9 protein-coding genes are annotated in these 17788 nt (G+C 68.1%); 1 reads left to right on the forward strand and 8 read right to left on the reverse strand.

What is annotated here, in order from left to right:
• Window position 1: 1 nt before the first annotated feature.
• Window positions 2-1456: a cryptochrome/photolyase family protein gene (locus ABT392_RS14000; RefSeq protein ID WP_395385485.1), complete on the forward strand. Its 1455-nt coding sequence runs from the start codon at window positions 2-4 to the stop codon at window positions 1454-1456.
• On the opposite strand, the gene ABT392_RS14005 is transcribed toward ABT392_RS14000, so the two are convergent.
• From ABT392_RS14005 to ABT392_RS14040, 8 genes are all read right to left on the reverse strand, one after another.
• Window positions 1453-2805 carry a methyl-accepting chemotaxis protein gene (locus tag ABT392_RS14005; RefSeq protein WP_395385484.1) on the reverse strand — a complete coding sequence of 451 codons (1353 nt, stop codon included), beginning with the start codon at window positions 2803-2805 and terminating at the stop codon, window positions 1453-1455. The genes ABT392_RS14000 and ABT392_RS14005 overlap by 4 nt on opposite strands.
• Window positions 2806-2937: 132 nt before the next feature.
• Window positions 2938-3942, reverse strand: a complete 1005-nt coding sequence (locus ABT392_RS14010; RefSeq protein ID WP_395385483.1) for an alpha/beta hydrolase family protein — start codon at window positions 3940-3942, stop codon at window positions 2938-2940.
• A 3-nt stretch (window positions 3943-3945) separates the two neighbouring features.
• Window positions 3946-7044, reverse strand: coding sequence for an efflux RND transporter permease subunit (locus tag ABT392_RS14015; RefSeq protein WP_395385482.1), 3099 nt, complete (start codon window positions 7042-7044; stop codon window positions 3946-3948).
• Between the two features lie 17 nt (window positions 7045-7061).
• Window positions 7062-8198 carry an efflux RND transporter periplasmic adaptor subunit gene (locus ABT392_RS14020; RefSeq protein ID WP_464970801.1) on the reverse strand — a complete coding sequence of 379 codons (1137 nt, stop codon included), beginning with the start codon at window positions 8196-8198 and terminating at the stop codon, window positions 7062-7064.
• A 24-nt stretch (window positions 8199-8222) separates the two neighbouring features.
• Window positions 8223-9620: an efflux transporter outer membrane subunit gene (locus ABT392_RS14025; RefSeq protein WP_395385480.1), complete on the reverse strand. Its 1398-nt coding sequence runs from the start codon at window positions 9618-9620 to the stop codon at window positions 8223-8225.
• 2 nt (window positions 9621-9622) lie between these two features.
• A complete protein-coding gene (locus tag ABT392_RS14030; protein ID WP_334276457.1) occupies window positions 9623-10282 on the reverse strand; it encodes a TetR/AcrR family transcriptional regulator in 660 nt (219 codons plus the stop codon).
• A 94-nt stretch (window positions 10283-10376) separates the two neighbouring features.
• Window positions 10377-11414 carry a GGDEF domain-containing protein gene (locus ABT392_RS14035; RefSeq protein WP_334276458.1) on the reverse strand — a complete coding sequence of 346 codons (1038 nt, stop codon included), beginning with the start codon at window positions 11412-11414 and terminating at the stop codon, window positions 10377-10379.
• A gap of 145 nt (window positions 11415-11559) precedes the next feature.
• The gene (locus ABT392_RS14040; RefSeq protein WP_395385479.1) at window positions 11560-17775 is read right to left on the reverse strand and encodes a hybrid sensor histidine kinase/response regulator; all 6216 of its coding nucleotides are present in this window, start codon (window positions 17773-17775) and stop codon (window positions 11560-11562) included.
• Between the last annotated feature and the right edge of the window lie 13 nt (window positions 17776-17788).

Consider the following 17788-nt stretch of genomic DNA (forward strand, 5'->3'; position numbering starts at 1 on the left):
CATGAGCAAGCAATTCGACCGCGCCCTCGCCTGGTTCCGCCGCGATCTGCGCCTGGACGACCAGGCCGCCCTGTTCCACGCCCTGAAGTCGGCCGACGCCGTGTTCTGCTGCTTCATCCTCGACACCGACATCCTGGCCGCCCTGCCCCGGGCCGACCGGCGCGTGGTCTTCATCCTCGGCGCGCTGGCCGAGCTGGACCAGCGACTGCGCGAGCGTGGCGGCGCATTGATCGTGCGTCATGGCGCGGCCGCCGATGAAATCCCGCGCCTGGCTGCAGAGTTGCAGGTGCAGGCTGTCTTCTGCAACCATGACGACGAACCAGCCGCCTTGATGCGCGATGCACAGGTCGCCGAGAAGCTCGCCAGCTTCGGCGCGCTGCTGAAAACCTCCAAGGACCATGTCATCTTCGAGCGCCGCGAGGTGATGACGGCCGTCGGCGGTCCCTACGGCGTGTTCACGCCCTACAAGAACGCCTGGCTGAAGAAGGTCGAGCCCTTCTATCTGAGCAGCTATCCGGTGGAGCGCTACACGGAGGCGCTTGCCGGCAGCGTTCTGGCACAGGGTGTGCCGAGCCTGTCAGACATCGGCTTCGAACCCGCCGCCCTGCCCGCTTCCCTGGGCATGGGCGCAAGTGGTGCTGAAGCCCTGCTCGAAGACTTCCTGGAGCGCATAGCCCGCTACGACCGTGCCCGCGACTTCCCGGCCATCAAGGGCCCCAGCTACCTGAGCACGCACCTGCGCTTCGGCACGGTGTCGATCCGCCGCCTGGCGCGCCTCGCGCATGAGCGCATGCAGGCGGGCGACCGGGGTGCCGAGGTCTGGCTGTCCGAACTGATCTGGCGCGATTTCTATCACCAGGTGATGCACCACCATCCGCATGCAATGACGGGCGCCTTCCGCCGCGAGTACGACGGCATCCAGTGGGAGCAAGGCCCAGAGGCCGACAGGCTCTTCAAGGCCTGGTGCGACGGCGAGACCGGCTATCCGCTGGTGGACGCCGCGATGAAGCAGCTCAACGAAACCGGCTACCAGCACAACCGCCTGCGCATGGTCACCGCCAGCTTCCTGACCAAGGATCTGGGCATAGCCTGGCGCCGTGGCGAAGCCTACTTCGCCCAGCAATTGCTGGACTTCGACCTCGCCGCCAACAACGGCGGCTGGCAATGGGCGAGCAGCAGCGGCTGCGATGCCCAGCCCTATTTCCGCATCTTCAACCCGGTCAGCCAGAGCGAGAAGTTCGACGCCGAAGGCAAGTTCATCCGCCGCTATCTGCCGCAGCTGGCCGGGCTTTCAGACAAGGCCATCCACGCGCCCTGGCTGGCGGCGCCGCTGGAGCTGCAGGCGGCGGGCGTCGAGCTGGGCGCCAACTACCCCCGGCCCGTCGTCGACCATGCCTTCGCCCGCGAGCGCACGCTGGCGCGCTACGCCGTGGTGAAGAGCCGGGCCCTGCCCTAGACCTTGTAGACCCCGCAGCCGATCAGCAGATCGCCGGGCAGGCCGCACACATAGGAGACCTTGTCGAGCACGGCGCCGGTCACCGGGTGGACCGTCTGGTAGTCGACCCAGCCGCCGCCCTGGTCCACGCGCTCGAAGCCGTCGCGCAGCAGCATCTCCCACTGCAGGCCGCTGACCTCGCGCAGATGCCGCCCCTTCTTGCTCGGGTCGGGGCCGAAGGCCGTGAAGATGCCCTGGCGGTTGAAGACGAAGATGTACATGTCGCGGTCGAAGAATTCGCCCTCGCGGTGCATGAAGCGTTCGGCCGCCGCAGCCAGGCCCTCGCGTCTGACCGCTTCGCAGGCGCGCTCGACGAGCAGGCGCGCCTCGTCAGCAGCTCCCTGGCGCAGCCGTATCTGGCGCACCGCCACGCCCAGTTGCCCGGTTCGCTGCTCGACCTCGCCCGCCGACGAAGCCGACTGCGCCACCAGCTCGAGATTGCGCTGCGCCAGTTCATCCACCGCGGCCACCTGGTCGGCGATGCCCTGCAGTTCGAGGCTGTGGCGCTGGCTGTCCTCGGCAATGCCGCCGATCTGCTCGGTCAGCAGGCGCACGCCGCCCAGCACCTGGCCGAGCGCGTCGCCGAGCCGCTCGATGCGCTGCACGCCGGTCTCGACCTGCTCGGTCGATTGCGCGATCAGCCGCTTCACCTCGGCCGCACTCGCCGCACTGCGCTGGGCCAGGCTGCGCACCTCCGAGGCCACGACCGCGAAGCCGCGGCCCTGCTCGCCGGCCCGCGCTGCCTCGACGGCGGCATTGAGCGCGAGGATGTTGGTCTGGAAGGCAATGCCGTCGATCACCGAAATGATCTCGCTCATCTGCCGTGAGCTGACCTCGATGGTGCGTATCTGCGTCACGGCCTCGTGCATCAAGGCCTCGCCCGACTCCGCCGCCTCGCGCACCTGACGGGCCCCGCCGCGCGCCGCCTGAGCGGTGCTGGCGTTCTCGCGCAGGCCGTCGTTCAGGCGGGCCAGGCGCTGATTGGCGTCGGTCAGTTGCTCGGATTGCCGGCCGGACCGCTCGGCCAGATCGCGCGAACAGGCGGCGAGCGCATCGGCCGCCATGGCCAGGATGCTGGCGTTGTTGCGGATCTGCGCGACGCGGGTGGACAAGGCCAGGCACAGGGCATTGAAGCGCCGCCTGAGCCCATGGCCCGCTTCCGCGGCTTCGTCGAGGCTGGCCGAGAGATCGCCGCGTGCTGCGGCATCGAGGCCTCGGGCCAGGTCAGGCCCCATGCTGGCCGCCGAACCCGGCCACCAGTGCCGCCACGAGCCCATGCCCGGGGCGGTCTTCGTCTTCTGTTGATTCATGCGCGCTCATGCCGCTCAGCTCGATCGCCGCCCACTTTTGCTGCAGGGCTTTGGCCATCGGTTGTCCCGCCGCGATGCTAAGGGCGCGCTTCCGTGCACCCCATGCGGTCATTCCCGCAAACATGATCTTGATCAAGCATCGGGACCGGTCCAGCGCGCCAGGATTTCACGCCAGCGCAAGGGCCAATCCCGCAGGCCCTCGCGGCGACCCTCGAACACGCTTTGCAGGAAGGCCAGCGTCAGCTCCCGGGTCGCGGCCTTGACCTGCGGATTGAGGGCCACGCCGCCGGTGCCGCTGCGGTCGGTGAAGATGCTGTGCGAACCGCCGGCAAAGACGGCCAGCATCTTGTCCGGCCCGCCACCGGTGGCGTCGAAGACCAGCAGGCGATCACTGGCCGCAGAGCGATAGCCCGGCACCTCGATCACGTCTTCGGTGGCCGTGATGTGCAGGGTCGGAATGCTGATGCCCGCCAGGATGGGCGCAGGCGCGCCTTGCCCGTAGAAGGGCGGCGCCGAGATGATGATGGCGGCCTTGATGCGCCCATCGCGCAAATCGCCCGGTGCGCTTGGTGGCCGCGCGCCGGCCAGCAGCAGCGAGGTCGTGGCGCCGTAGGAATGGCCAGCCACGACGATACGCTGCGCGTCGATCTGCGCGCCTCGCGGGCTGGCCAGCAGCTGGTCCAGCGCGAAGCGCATGTCCTGCACGCGGTTCACGGCTTCGCTTTCCTTGGCCGCATCCTGCAGCCGCCCGATCAGGCCGAAGACGCTGCCGCTCCAGACCTGCCTGTCGCTGCCCACGTGCTGGACATGCAGGCTCGCATAGCCCTGCGAAGCCCAGAAGCGGCCGAGATAGCTGTAGCCCTGGCGGGAGCCGCCCAGGCCATGCGAAAACACCACCAGCGGCACGGCCGTACCTGCGGCCGCGCGCGCCGGCCAGTACAGGCGCACCGGCACGGCGCGCTCGCGCGAGGCGTCACGCCAGTCGAGATCGATGGCCGTGTAGCTTGCGGCCTCGGCCGTGGCGCTGGCCGTGGCGCTGGCCGAGGTGCCGGCCCCGGGCGCCACGTCCTGCTGCGCCTGGGCCTGCAGCGGGCCCGCCAGTGTCAATGCCAACAAGCACCAGGTCCAGGCCCGCATCGCTCAATCTCCGGTTGCTGCCGACGCGGCCGGCGCCGCCTCGGACTTGCGCCAGCGGCTCGGCCGCAGGAACCCGATCACGTCGTCCACATAGGTGAAGACCAGCGGAATCACCAGCAGACTCAGGAAGGTCGAGGTGATCAGGCCGCCGATCACGACGATGGCCATGGGCGATCGGAAGCTCGGGTCGACACCCAGGCCCAGGGCGATGGGCAGCATGCCGGCGCCCATGGCGATGGTCGTCATCACGATGGGGCGAGCACGCTTGCGGCAGGCATCGACGATGGCCTCGAAGCGCGGCAGTCCGTGGTCGCGGCGCGCGATGATCACGTAGTCCACCAGCAGGATCGAGTTCTTGGTCGCGATGCCCATCAGCATGATCAGGCCGATCATTGACGGCATCGACAGCGCCGTCTGCGTCACGAACAAGGCCAGGAAGGCGCCCGGAATCGACAGCACCAGCGCCGCCAGAATCGTCACCGGCTGCACGAAGTCGTGGAACAGCAGCACCAGCACGATGTAGATGCACAGCACGCCGGTCAGCATGGCCAGGCCGAAGCTGGCAAACAGCTCGCCCATGGCCTCGGCATCGCCGACAGTTGTCTGCATCACGCCGGGCGGCAGGTTCTTGATGCTGGGCAGGTGCGTGGCCTTCTGCTCCACCTCGCCCAGCGGCACGCCGTTCAACTCGATCTCGAAGTTGATGTTGCGCAGGCGGTCGTAGCGGTCGATCTGCGCGGGGCCGCTTTCCATCGTCAAGGTGGCGACCTGGCCCAGCGGCACCGGGCCACGGCTGCCCGGCACCGGCAGGCGGGCCAGCAGGTCCAGGTCGGCACGCGCTTCGGCTGGCAGGCGCACGACGATGGGCACCTGGCGCTGCGCCAGGTTCAGCTTGGGCAGCAGCTGGTCGTAGTCGCCGGCGGTGGCCACGCGCAGCGTGTCTGCAATTGCAGCGGCGCTCACGCCCAGGTCGGCAGCACGGGCGAAGTCGGGCCGCACCACCAGCTCGGGCCGGGTCAGGCTCGAGGTGGACGTGACCGCGCCGATGCCAGGAATGCCGCGCAACTCGCGCTCGACGATCTGCGCATGCTCGGCGAGCACGCGGCCATCTTCACCGGCGAGCACAAGCACGTACTTCTCGCTCGAGGCACCGAAGCCGACCTTGATGCGGGCGCCCGGAATCACGTCCAGCGCCTCGCGCAGCTGCGTTTCGATGGCCTGCTTGGACAAGCCCCGGCGCTCACCGCGCGGCGTCAGGTTCAGCGTCAAGGTGGACTTGCGCACCTCGGGGCCACCCGAAACCATGAACGGGTCGCTGCCCGCATTGCCGCCGCCAATGGCCGTGTAGATCAGGGTCACATGCTTGTTGGACTTGACGATCTCATGGGCCTGGCGCGTCAGTGCCTCGGTCTGCTTGAAGGTGGCACCTGGCGGCAAGGTCACCGTGACCTGCGTCTGGGAGAGGTCATCCGGCGGGATGAAGCCGGTGGGCAGGTAGCCGGCCAGCATCATCGAACCGACGGTGAACACCACCGTGGCGATCAGCGTCTTGATGCGGTGCTTCAGGCACCAGCGGGCCCAGCCGGTGTAGATGATCAGCCAGCGCGGTTCGTCGTGGATCTTTTTCGGCGCTTTCAGGATGTAGGCCGCCATCATCGGCGTGAGCATGCGCGCGACCACCAGCGAGAAAAACACGGCAATCGCCGCGGTCCAGCCGAATTGCACGAAGAACTTGCCCGGCACACCGCCCATGAAGGCGGTGGGCAGGAACACGGCGATCAGCGTGAAGGTGGTGGCGATCACGGCCAGGCCGATTTCATCCGCCGCTTCCATCGCCGCCTGGTAGGGCGTCTTGCCCATGGCCAGATGGCGCATGATGTTCTCGATCTCGACGATGGCATCGTCAACCAGCACGCCCACGACCAGCGAGAGCGACAGGAGCGTCACTATGTTCACCGAGAAGCCCATCAGGTACATCAGGGCGAAGGTCGGCAGGATGGACAGCGGCAAGGCGGTGGCAGCCACGATGGTGGCGCGCCAGTCGCGCAGGAACAGCAGCACGACGACCACCGCCAGCGCCGCGCCCTCGTACAGGAGGATCATCGAGCCGTCGTAGTTCTCCTGCACCGGATCGACGAAGTTGAAAGCCTCATCGAACTGGATCTCGGGATGCGCCGTTCGCAGCTCGTCGATGGCCGCCTTCACACCATTGGCCACTTCGATTTCACCGGCGCCCTTGGTGCGCGTGATCTCGAAGCCGACCACCGGCTTCCCGTTCAGCCACGCAGCGGAGCGCTGCTCGGCCACGGTGTCGCTGACCTTGGCGAGCTGGTCCAGGCGGACATGGCGGCCATCGCCGAGCGTGATGTCCATCGCCGCGAGTTCGCTGGCGTTCTGCACCGTGCCGATCGTGCGCACCGATTGCTCGGCACCGCCGATGTCGGCACGACCGCCCGAGGCTTCCTGCTGGATCTGGCGCAGCTGGCGCGACACATCGGCCGCGCTGGCGTTCAATGACAGCAGCTTGCCCGGATCGAGCTCGATGCGCACCTCGCGCGTGACACCGCCGACGCGACTCACCGCACCGACGCCACGCACCGCCAGCATGCGCTTGGCCACCTGGTTGTCCACGAGCCACGAGAGCGCTTCGTCATCAAGCCGGTCAGACGCCACCGTGTAGGTGAGGATCGGAGCGCCGCTCAGGTTCATCTTCGAGATGATCGGATCCTTCAGGTCGCCCGGCAGGTCGGAGCGGATGCGGGCGACGGCGTCGCGCACGTCGTCCAGCGCTTCCTGCGTGCGCTTCTCTAGGCGGAACTCGACCGTCACGATGGCGGCGCCGTCCTGCACCACCGTGTAGATGTGCTTGACGTCCTGCAGCGTGGCAACCTGGTTCTCGATCTTGCGGGCCACCTGCGATTCCAGCTGGGCTGGCGAAGCGCCGGGCAGGCTCGCCGTGACGGTGATGGTCGGCAGGTCGATGTCCGGAAAGTTCTGGATCTTCATCGCCTTGAAGCCGAGCAGGCCGGCCAGGCTGAGCATGATGAAGAGCAGGATCGCCGGTATCGGATTCTTGATCGACCAGGAGGAGACATTGATCATGGGGAGGCTCCTGGCTTTCAGCGCTTGGTGGCGGCGGCCGGCGGGGTTGCGGCTTGCACCACGACCTTCAGCAGGTCGCCGTCGCTCAGGAAGCCAACACCGCTGGCCACGACCTTGGCATCAGCCGCCAGGCCGCTGGCCACCTCGACGCGCTCGCCGCTGCGGCGGCCGAGCTGCACCTTGGTCTGCTGCGCCTTCATGTCGGCGCCCACGCGATAAACGTAGGCAAAGCCATCACGCAACTGCACGGCCGTGGCCGGCAGGCTCAGGGCTCCGCTCTTGCCGAGCTGGAACTCGCCACGCGCAAAGCTGCCGGCACGCAGGCTCTTGTCGGCCGGCAGGTCCACATAGGCCAGGCCCATGCGGGTTTGCGGGTCGATGGACGGCGCCAGCATGCGCAGCTTGCCGTTCAAGGTGCCCGAGGGCGTTTGCAGCTGCACCGTCATGCCGGGTTGCAGACGCACCAGATCGGCGGCAGGCACTTCGGCACGCCATTCCAGGCGCCCCTTGCGGATCAGGCGGAACAGCTCCTGGCCGGGCTGGGCCACGGCGCCCAGCGCGGTATTGCGGGCCGAGATCAGGCCGTCGTCCGGCGCGGTGATGTGGGTCTGGGCCAGGCGCAGCTCATCCGCCTTCACCCGGGCTTCAGCAGCGGCGACGCGGGCTTGCGCGGTCGCTGCGGCACTGAGGTATTGCTCGTGCTGCTGTGCGCTCAGGGCGCCACTGCCACCGTCCTTCAGTTCGCGGGCGCGGGCTGCATCGGCCGTTGCCACGGCAGCCAGGGCCTTGACCTCGGCCAGCGCGGCGCGGCTTTGCGCCAGCTCGACATTGATGGTGTCGCTGTTCAGGCGCGCCAGCAACTGGCCGCGCCTGACCGAGTCGCCCACATTGACCAGCACATCGGCCAGGCGCAGGCCCGCCAGCTCGGCACCGATCTGCGCCTCCTGCCAGGCGGCCACGCTGCCATTGGCGGCGAGCGTCTGCGACCAGTCGCTGCGCTCGGGCGAAATCAGGCTGACGGTCAATGCCGGGCGGGACTTGGCGGCCGAGGCAGCAGGCGCAGCCTTGGCCGGTGCATCGGCTGCATTGGCCACGGAAATCATCAGGCTCGACACGGCGAGCAGGACCGGGGTGAGGGAAAGCTTGTTCATCATGATCTTGATTCGTTGTGTTCTGCTTCAGCGCGCATTGGCTGCGTCAGTGGCGGCATTCCAGCCACCACCGGCGGCCTTGTAGAGGGCGATCCAGGCGCCGATGCGCTCACGCTGCAACTGCACCTCGGCCGACTGAGCGGCCAGGGCCAGGCGGCGCGCCTCCTCCAGCTCGGCCACACTGGCCAGGCCGCTGCGCCAGCGCTGTTCGGTGGCGGCAAAAGCGGCGGCGTAGTTCTGGGCGCTACTGCGCGCATGGCTTTCGCGGGCCAGGTTGGCTTCCAGCCGCACCAGGCCTTCTTCGACCTCACGCACCGCATTCAGCACGGCAGCGCGGTAGCCGGCCTGGGCAAGGTCGAAGCCCGCCTTGGCTGCCTCGGCCTGGGACTTGCGTGCGCCACCGTCAAACAGCGGCAGGCTCAGCGCCGGGCCGATGGACCAGCCGTTGCCCTCGCTGCTGCCGCCGCCAACGCGCAGCTCGCCACGCGAGATCGAACCGCTCAGTGTGAGTTGCGGATAGCGCGCGGCTTGCGCTGCGCCTGCCTCGGCCCAAGCCGCACGCAATTGCGCGGCGGCAGCAGCCAGATCGGGGCGCTGGCTCAGTGTCTGCGCCGGCACGGCGTTCAGCGCAAAGCGGCCCGGTTCCGGCAGCTTCGCCTGCCTTTCGGCCAGGCGGGCTCGCAAGGCCGCCTCATCGCCCAGGCCCAGCGCCACCAGTTGCTTGACCAGGACCTGGCATTCGGCCTGCTGGGCCAGCCGGCGATTCTGTCCATCGGAGGCTGCTGCCTGCAGCAAGGCGTTGTTGCCGGGCGCTTCAAAGCCCACGCGCAAACGCTCGGCAGACAGGCTCGCCAGCTTGGCCGTTGCATCGGCATCCTGACCAGCGATGCGCTCCTGCAACTCGCACGCACGCAAGCCGAGATAGCTCTGCGCCACCTCGGCGGCCAGGCTGATGCGCACGCCCGCGGCGTCATAGCCGCTGGCCTCGGCGCGAGCCTCCTGCGCCGCATCCTGCTGGCGGGCGCGAGCGAACAGATCGACTTCCCAGCGTGCATCGAGCCCCGCGAGGTTCAGGGTCTGCAAGGACTGGCCGGCCGGTGGCACCGGCTTGCTGCGTTGGCTGGAGATCGCTGCGTTGACCTGCGGCGCACCGCCCCAGGCTCCCGCCAGCGCGCGCGCCTGCGCCAGACGTGCCAGCGCCTGCTGCACGCCGGGGTTGGCTGCCTGCGCCTCGCCAATCAGTTCGGCCAGCAGCGGGTCGTCAAAGCGCTTCCACCAGTCGGCGCCGGCCACTGGCTCGCCGCTCTTGGGCAGGCTTGCCTGCCAATTCGCCGGCGCGGCCGCTGGCGGCGCCGGCTGCGGGCCTGCACAGGCGGCCAGCGTGAGCGCCGCAACAGCCGTCGCACTGCTTGTCATCCACTTCATCGTCACTTCCTTCCTCCCTGCTTCGTTCTCAGGCTTCGTTCGCAATCAATCAGGGCCAGGCCATAGCCGACCAGGCGACCCAGCACCCGTTCATACGCGCCCCGCCCCTTCAAAAGCGCGGGCGCCAAGGCTTCCATGTGTTCGGCCGACATCCAGTAGTCATAGACCAGGGCCATGAGGGCGAACACCAGTTGATGGATCTGCTCATCGACCTTGGGCGCGCCGACACGCCGGGCCAGCATCTGGGCCAGCGCCTGGTGCTGGGGCACGATGTATTGCGAGCAGGCTTCATCGAAAGAGGCCGTGGCCTCGCCGCTCATTTCGCGGCCATAGATGCGCATCAGCTCGGCGAGCCCGGCGTCGTCGCTGATCAGCGGCGCCAGAAAGGCCTCGTAGTAGCTGTGCAGCCACTCGTCGAGCGGCGTGTCGTCGTCGGCCTGCGGCAGGCTGGCCATCAGCTCGGCCAGGGGCTGCACGAGGACCTCGCGGTACAGGCCGGCCTTGTCGCCGAAGTAGTAGGAGATCAGGCCGATATTGGCTTGAGCGGCCTGGCAGATCTCGCGGGTGCTGGCCTTGGCGAAACCCTTGGCCGCAAAGGCGCGGCGCGCCTCGATCAGGAGGCGCTGGCGGGTATCGACAGCAAGCTGGGCAGGTGATGGCATCCGGCCATCATAGCCAAATTAATCAATCGATTGATTAAACCCCGATGAAGGGCGGGTGAATCCCGCGCGAAGACCGCGCTTCAGCCCACCCCGCTCAGAAGAGCTCGACGGCGTTCACCGCTGCCACTTCCTTGAACTGGCCATCGGCCACCAGGCGTGCATAGCTGCGCACCTGGTTGCGGCCATTGCCCTTGGCGTTGTAGACCGCGCGGTCGGCCCGCTCGAAAGCGCCGGCCGGGGAGTCCCCGGCGCGCACCTCGGTGAAACCGACACTGACCGTGATCTGCCCCACCTGAGGGAAGGAAAACTGCGCCGCGTTGTGGCGCAGGCGCTCGAAGGCATGCTCGGCATCAAGCTCGCTGTCGCAGCGCATCAGCACCACGAATTCCTCGCCACCGAAGCGGTAGAGCAGGTCATGGAAGCGGAAGCTGTTGCGCATCAGGCGCGAGAGCAGCAGCAGCACTTCATCGCCGATCAGGTGACCGTAGCCATCGTTGACCTTCTTGAAGTGGTCGATGTCTATCACGCCAAGCCAGTAGCTGGGTAAAGCGCCTGCATGGCGCCGGTCGTCTTCTGCGTGCAGCTTCTCGGTACCGCCGGGCAGCTCGCTGACCGCCTTCAGGAAGCTCTCGTCGAAGGTCTTGCGGTTCAGGAGTCCGGTCAGCGTGTCGCGTTCGCTGTAGTCGAGCAGGCCCTGGAAGTTGTGATAGATCCGCAGGATGCTGGCCACGGTGCGCTGCTCGTTGCTCTTGAGCGGCGCCAGTGTTTCGACTTCCATCACACCGAGCACTTCGCGCTCGGTGGAAAGCGGGAACAGGGTCAGCCAATGGTCGCCCCTGCGGGTCTGCAGGATGCCGCGATGCGTCATGCACTCCAGACGCAGGGGTTCGTCGGCCGCCAGCGGCAGGCTTTCAGGCGATGCCCAGAGCGAATCGGCGCTCGCGACGATGTCGTTGGCGCGCAGCCGGGCACGCGTCAGCCAGCGCTCCTGGCCGGGCTCGCCGACGCAGCGGTAGATGGCCGCGGACAGCGGCTCGAGCAGGTCGCGCAATGCCGAGACCAGGGTGACGTCCATCACGTCCCGGTCACGGAACCGAGTCATCTCGGCCAGATGGTCTACAACTTCGGACATGGCTTTGGCTATGGTTCCCGTCAGGGGGACCCTGGGCCTTCCTCCCTGGGCTGAATCTGCTCGTGTTGCAGGTGCTGCTGCTCTTGTCGGCACAGTCCCGCGCCGCAAGGCGCGGCGGCCCGCGAGGGGCCGCCGCTTTGAACAATCAGGCAGTGTACTTGCCGATCAACTCCAGCAGTTGCTCTTCGTCATAGGGCTTGCCCAGGTAATGATCGACGCCCAGCTCATGCGCATAGTCGCGATGCTTCTGGGCAATCCGCGAGGTGATCATGATCACCGGCAGCTGGGCCAGTCGAGCGTCGCCGCGCAGGTTGCGCACCAGGTCGAAGCCGTCCATGCGGGGCATTTCGATGTCGGAGAGCACCACGCTCGGCAACTCGTCGCCGCCCAGCTTCTCCAGTGCTTCCAGGCCATCCTTGGCCAGCTCGACACGGAATCCTTCGCGCTCCAGCAGGCGCTGGGTGACGCGACGCACGGTCAGCGAATCGTCGACCACCAGCACCAGCGGTGCCAGCTTCTCGACCACGGCCGCTGCCGGCGCGGCCAGCTCGGGCAGCGCGCGGGCCTGCGCCATGGCGGCGGCACCGAAGCGGTTGGCCAGGGCGACCGGGTTGTAGATCAGCGCTACCTCGCCCGATGCCAGCAGGCTGATGCCAGCCAGGCCCGGCACGCTGCGCAACTGCGGGCCGAGGTTCTTGATCACCACTTCCTGCTTGCCCAGCACTTCGTCGACATGCAATGCCAGCCGCTGGTGAGCGCTGTGCACCACCACCACCGAGGCATGCTTGCCATGCAGGTGGCCGCGGGCACCCTGGCCCATCAGGCCGCCCAGCCAGTACATCGGCAGGTGCTCGCCGCCAATCTCGATCTGGCCGCTGGCGTAGGCCTGTTCGACCTTGTCCAGCTCGACCCGGCGCAGGCCTTCCATCAGCACGGCCGGCACGGCCACCGTGTCTTCGCCATGGCGCAGGAGCACGATCTGGCTGACCGCCGTGGTCAGCGGCAAGCGCACATCGAAATGCGCGCCCTGCCCCGGCGTGGACTGGATGTCCACATAGCCGCCCAGGGTGTTCACTTCAGAGCGCACCACATCCATGCCGATGCCGCGGCCCGACAGCTCGGTGACGGTGGCAGCGGTGGAGAAGCCCGGCGCGAAGATCAGGTCCATCAACTCCGGCTCGCTGATGGCGTGGCCCGGCTGGATCAGCCCCAGCTGCGTACCGCGTTCGCGGATGCGCTCCAGGTTGAGGCCGGCGCCATCGTCGCCGAAGTCGATCAGGATCTCATTGCCTTCCTGGCGCAGCGCCACGCGCAGCGTGCCGGTCGCGTCCTTGCCCTTGGCAGCACGCACCTCGGGTGCCTCGATGCCGTGGCTGACGCTGTTGCGCAGCAAGTGCTCGAAGGGGCCGATCATGCGTTCCAGCACCGAGCGATCCAGCTCGATGTGGCCGCCGACGATCTCCAGCCGCGCCTGCTTGTTGGCATCGCGCGCGGCCTGGCGCACCACGCGGTGCATCCGTTCGGCCAGGCTGTCGAACTCGACAAGGCGGGTGCGCAGCAAATCGTCCTGCAGCTCACGCGTGAGTCGCGACTGACCGGCCAACTCGTCTTCGCCCAACTGCACGTTCTTCTGCAGGCTGCGCTGGACCGTGGCCACGTCGTTGACGGCCTCGGCCATCATGCGGGTCAGTTCCTGGAAGCGGGTGTAGCGGTCGAACTCGAGCGGGTCGAAATCGCGGCCGGCCATTCGGGCCGCCTCCTGGCGCGAGTCGATCTGCGCCTCGGCCTGCACTTCCAGTTCGCGCAGTCGTCCGCGCAGCCGCTCCAGGTTGTCTTCCAGGTCGAGCAGGCCGCTCTTCATCTGCGACAGCTCGGACTCCAGGCGCGCGCGGCGGATGCCGACCTCGCCTGCCTGAGCAGCCATGCGCTCGAGCAGATTGCCACGCACCCGCACCAGGGCCTGAGCCTGCGAAACGCCTTCCAGCGTCGGCTCGGTTTCCTCGACCGACAGGCTGCCCCAGTCGATCTGGGCGGCGGGCGCTGCTACCGGTTGCACGGACGTCTCGCCGGTCGCTTCGGCGGTCGCTTCGGCCGTTTCCGCTTCCGGCGGCGGTGCGACGGCATCGATCGCCTCGACCGCCTCGACTTCCGGCTCCGGGATCGGAGCAGCCACCGGTGCCGTGACGACGGGTGCGAAGACCGGTGCAGCAACAGGAGCGACGACAGGAACAACAGAGGGCACCGGCGCAGCCAGGCGAGCCAGCAACTGCTCGAAGCCATGCTCCAGCGCGTCGCCGCGATGTTGCAGCTCCTGCACATCGGCGGCCTTCACATCACCGCGTGAAAGCAGGGCCTCGACCGCCGATTCCATCAAGTGGGCCTGCTCGCCCAACTGCATCGCGCCACAAAGGCGGGCGCCGCCCTTGAAGGTGTGCAGCGCGCGCATCGTGGCGCCGGCACGGGCCGTATCACCAGGATGATTCACCCAGTCGCGCATGCCCGCATGCAGCTGGCTCAGGAGGTCGGCCGCCTCTTCCTCGAAGATCGGGAACAGCTCGCCATCGATCTGGTCGGCCTCGCCCAGGGGGAAGGCCTCGACTGCCGGCAGAGGATCGGGGCTGGCCAGCACATTGGCCGGCGGTGCCGGGACGGACACCTGCATGGCGCCCGGCTCGTCCTCATCGTCGAGCATGTCCTCGGTTGCAACGCTTTCACGCGCATCCTCGGGCTGGTAGTCATTCAGGGCCAGCAGGAGCTCGGCATCGGCCGGCTTCAGGAAACCGGCGGCGAACTGGTGCAGCAGGCGTCGGATTTCCTCGGCACTGCGCACGAAGACGCTCGCAACCGGCATCTCGACCTTGCTCGCATGCTGGGCACGGCCCAAGGCATGCTCCAGGGCACGGGCCAGCTGCGACAGATCTTCGTAGCCGACCGTCGCCGCATTGCCGGCCAGCGAATGGGCCAGGGCCTCGTTGGAGGGCGGCGGCACGCCGTCAAGCGCCAGCGCCCACTCGGCCAGGTCGTTGGACAGGCGGCGCGACAGCTCGTCGGCCTCGTTCAGGAAGATATTGAACAGGCTGATGCTGATGCGCAGCGGACCGATGACCTTGACGCTGTCCTCTTCCGGCGCCTCGGCTTGCACCTCTGCCGGCTCGGGCTCCGGCTCGGGCACGGCCGGCGGCGGCACCAGCACCAGCGTGCGCTCATGGGCCGGCTCGGCCTGCACCTCAGGCTCGGCCGCGAGCTCGGGCAGTTCCAGCAGCTCGAGCGGCTCCTGAGCTTCTGCGGCCGGCGGCGGCGCGGCGGGTTCTTCAGACAAGCTGGACAGGTCCAGCAGCTCGGTGGCGCCGGGCTCGGCAAACGCGTCGACCTCGACCACCTCGGGCAGTTCGGCCACGGGCTCCGGGGCCGGCTCGGGCGGCAGCACCACCTCGCCCAGCTGCATGTCCAACGCAAACTCGGGCAGCGCTTCGGCTTCGGGCTTGGGTGCTTGCGCTTCGACCGGGCTGGCTTCGGCCAGCAGGTCCAGATCGAGCAGGTCTTCGATCGGCTCGGGCGCCGGGTCGACAACTTCCGCACTTTCGGCAGCCGGCTCCGGATCCAGGTCCAGCACCACCATGTCCAGCGACAGTTCGGGCGCCGGCTCCAGCAGCAGGTCGGGTTCGAGCTTGCCCTGAGCCAGCTCGGGCAGCGCGTCCATCGGCAGAGTGGCGCCCCACTGACTGTCGGTCACCGGCAGCGCAGAAAGCTCGCGCATCTCGGCCAGGGTCTGCGGCTCGCCCACATCCAGGATGTCCAGCAGCCCGGGCACCTCGACGACCTCGGCTGCGGCGACGACCAGCGTCGGTTCTGCAGGCTCATCGGGCTCGACGGCCGGCACAGATGTCGGCTCAATGACCGGCTCAGGCGTCGGCTCAGCAAGCGCTTCATTGACCGCCTCAACGACTTCAATCGACGGCTCCACAGGCAGCTCGGCCGCGACTTCAGCCGGCACGTCCTGAGCCGCTTCTACCGGCGCTTCGCTGCCCGGCCAGACCAGGGGCAGGACCCGACCCTCGAGTCGCAGGGCATCGGCGCTGGCGCGCAGCGCCGCATGGCCGTGGCCGCGCGACTCGCCGGCCTGGATTGCCTCGGTCCATTCGGCAAAGTAGTCCAGCGCTTCGTCGGTGAAGCCCTGCAAAGCCATGTCGAACGGCTTGCCGTCGGTCAGCCACTGGTTGTAGAGCTGCTCGCAAGCCCAGCCGCCCTCACCGAAGTTGGCCAGCCCCACCATGCGTGAGCTGCCCTTGAGCGTATGGAAGGCACGGCGCACCGTGGTCAGTTGCTCGCGGTCCTGCGGATCCTGCTCAAGCGCGGCCAATGCCTTGCGGGCGGTGGCCACCACCTCGTTGGCCTCTTCCAGGAAGATGCCCAGCATCTCCTCGTCCATGGGCTCGTCCACGAAGACGGCCGGAGCAGGCGCAGGTACGGCGGCCGGCGGCGTGGGTGCAGGCGGCGGTGCCACAACTTGCGGAGCGGGCGCTTGCGCACCTGCGCCGAAGTCCAGCGAGATCTCGGGCTCGTCCAGGTCACCGGCAATTGTCAGCTCCGGCAGCACCAGGGTGCTGGCCACATCGTCCGCACGGCCCATGACCGGTGCCAGGGTGCCGGTTTCTTCGTCGAAGGCGAACATGCGCTTGGCCAGGGCCGGCTGCACGCTCAGCATGTCGATCAGAAAACCCAGGGCGCCCAGGTTGTTGGCCAGGCGCTCGAAACCGGCACGTGCGGCCGGCAGGTTGGCATCGACCTCGGTGTTGGCCAGTTCATCCAGTACATCGCGCATGCGCAGGCAGCACAGCGCGGCCTGGTCCAGGCCCAGCACCTTGAGCACGCCGCGCATCGAACCCAGGAGACCCGGCACGGGAATCAGGAGCTCGCGCTGAGTCGGCGCGCGGAAATAGTCATCGACCCGCTTCTCGACGTCCGAGAGCGTATGACGCAGCTCATGCACCACGCTGCCCAGGGTCTGGCGGTCGGAGACGCGGCGGTACAGCTCTTCCATCCAGGCTTCCAGGGCCTGGGGCGCATCGCCATGGGCCACGGCCTCGATGCGGCCGGCCAGGCGCTTGACGCGCGCTGCCTGGTCGGGATGGTCGAAGGCGGCGTCGTCCAGCGCCGCTTCGACGTAGAGGATGGCGGTGGCGATTTCCATCGCCAGGGCCGGCGCCGGCGGCTTGCCGGAGCGCAGCGTGGCCACGATGGCCCGCTGCATGGTTTCGCCCAGCACCTCACCACTCGGGAACAGGCGGGCAAGCGACTCGGACACGGCCGCGAACTGCTCGTCCAGGCCTGCCAGGCGATGGCTTTCGCCTTCGGCCGTGGTGGACCAGCTTTCCTTGGCCACGGCCACGCGGCGGCGCGCCTGCGCCACCCAGGCCGGGTCGATGCGGCCGAGGCTGTCGTCTTCGTAGTCACCCACCAGCTCTTCAGCAAGCGAGTAGCTCTTGCGGATCTGTTGCAGGCGCGGTGCCTGCGCGGCCGCCGGCACCTTGGCGTGGGCACAGAAGAACAGCAGGTCGCGGGCGAGCTGCAGCAAGCTCTCGTCAACACGCGGCTGGCGAAGCTGCGCCAGCAGGCGCGAACCGAGGCGCTTCAGATAGGCATCCTGGACCAGCAGGCCCTGGGCCTCGGCCTGGAACACGCCGGCGGCCAGCTGCCACAGGCAGCGCATCTCGCGAGCGCTGGCACCTGCGGCCAGGCCGGCGCAGAGATCGCTCAACTGGCTGGCGTTCGCACCGCTGGGCTGGCGCATCTGCTTGAGCAGTGCCGATTCGAAGGCAGCGCGGGCCGACTCGACGGCCTGCGGACGCGCGTCTGTCGGCAGCTCGCGCCACTCCCATTCGTACTGCCAGAGATCGGCCGGATGGATGCGCTCGGCGCTGTTGAAATCCTGCAGCGCGCGATAGCTCGGGAACAGCGCCAGCGTGCTCGGCTTGGCGCCGGCCAGCATCTTGGCGATCAGCGAGAGCAACGCAAAGTTGGCGCGCTCGATGGTCTCGACAGCGGCCAGGTCCACCGCGATCGGTTGGGCCGCCAGGGTGGACACGGCCTTCTCGGCGGCCCGCAGCACCGCCGCGCCGGCCGGCAGGCCCACGAGCGTGAGCACGCCCGCCACCTGGTGCAGCTGCGCTGCCGCATGGGTCAACGACTGGCTGGGCGTGCCCTTGGTGTCGAAGCCGACGGTTGAAATCCGGGTGTCGCCGTCACGCAGCAGCCGGCGCAGGCTCTTGTGAACCGCCTCCAGCGAGCGGCGCAACTCCTCCTGCACCCAGGCCAGCGGACTCAGGTCAGCCGGAAATTCAGAATCGCGCGCGAGGTCCATGCCTTGCCTTTAT

The organism is Paucibacter sp. JuS9, from assembly GCF_044043925.2.
Lineage (GTDB): Bacteria > Pseudomonadota > Gammaproteobacteria > Burkholderiales > Burkholderiaceae_C > JAUASW01.